Origin of the sequence: Undibacterium sp. 5I2 (genome assembly GCF_035019605.1) — a bacterium.
Taxonomy (GTDB): Bacteria; Pseudomonadota; Gammaproteobacteria; order Burkholderiales; family Burkholderiaceae_D; genus Undibacterium.
Genome location: NZ_JASJVS010000140.1, coordinates 1 through 1,274 on the forward strand (window position 1 = coordinate 1; position 1,274 = coordinate 1,274).

Genomic DNA, 1,274 nt, shown 5'->3' on the forward strand with positions numbered 1-1,274 from the left:
CGCCGCGCAGCTGTGGCAGAAACAGGCACTATCTTAAACTCTTTGAATAATTGTCTGGACTTAGGGGGCCACTTTATTGACCAAATATTTGGGAGAATAAGTATGTTACGGATGAATAAAAAAATGTCTGATTTAATTAACGACATGAGTTGTAAAACCAAATCATTGCCAGCTGACTTGTCCAACTATATTTCTATGGGTTTTTGTAAGCGAAATGGATGTCAACTCTTAGCTGCTCTATCAAGCAAAGATGTAAACGTTGATTTGGAAACTTTTCCTGATAAAACTGGCTATGAATGTTTCTTTAATTCTGTACACATTGACGATTATGTTGAAAGTAATTATTTGGATAATGCCTTTTTGTTTATCGATGAGTTGTTTAAGGCTTGGAGACAACATAATAAAAATGAATTGGTGAATGCAATTGTCTCAAAAGATGAGTTTGGTGTGGTCGTCAAATTTCATTTGGAACGTATCGGTGAAAGCTGGGTTAGTGATAACTTAGAAAAATACGAAGAAGCAATTTTAATAGCGAATTCAACTGTTGACCTCCCCTCGATAATTAGTTCACCTGGTGGCACCCAAATTTCACCTACTATAGTTGAAATTATGAGGCCGGAGTAAATGTGACTATTGAGCAAAAAGGTGTCGTAGATCTGATCGCAATTTCAGCGGAAGGTGCAGTTGCATATTTAATTATTTCTGATCACCTTATGTGGGGTGTTCCCTCTGTGTCAGGATAGTTGGTAAGTTGCCGATTTCGGCATTTTCCAACTATTACGGCGGCAGGATTGATACATGTCTCGCATACCAAACGAACGCAAGCAGGCTATTTTGATTAAAATGTTGGCCCCGGATGCCCCTTCCATTGTCAGCATGTCGAAGCAGGAAGGCATTTCTGAAGCCACACTTTATAACTGGCGTACAAAACTACGTCAGCAAGGACGCCCTGTGCCAACAACTGACCGCAACAATGAGCAATGGACTGCCCAAGCCAAGTTCGCCATCATTGTAGAAACCGCCGCACTCAATGAAGCCGATCTGGCACTATATTGTCGTGGCAAAGGACTTTATCCAGCACAAGTCAAGACCTGGCGAGAACTGGCCGTGGCTGCGCAAAATGGACAGCCAGTAGCCCAAGCTGAACAACAAAAAACGACGCAGTCCTATCAGAAAAAAATCAAAGAATTACAACGCGAAGTAGACCGTAAAAATAAGGCGCTGGCAGAAGCAGCAGCGTTATTGGTGCTGCAAAAAAAGCTGCGCGCCCTGTG

Annotated in this window: 1 protein-coding gene and 1 pseudogene; both read left to right on the top strand. The window is 42.1% G+C overall.

All coding sequences use genetic code 11. The features are described from left to right. On the top strand, positions 1-624 hold a 624-nt coding region (locus QN359_RS19700), incomplete at its 5' end, for a hypothetical protein (protein WP_323493413.1). Between the two features lie 210 nt (positions 625-834). Then, a pseudogene (locus QN359_RS19705) lies at positions 835-1,274 on the top strand (IS3 family transposase); the annotation flags it as partial.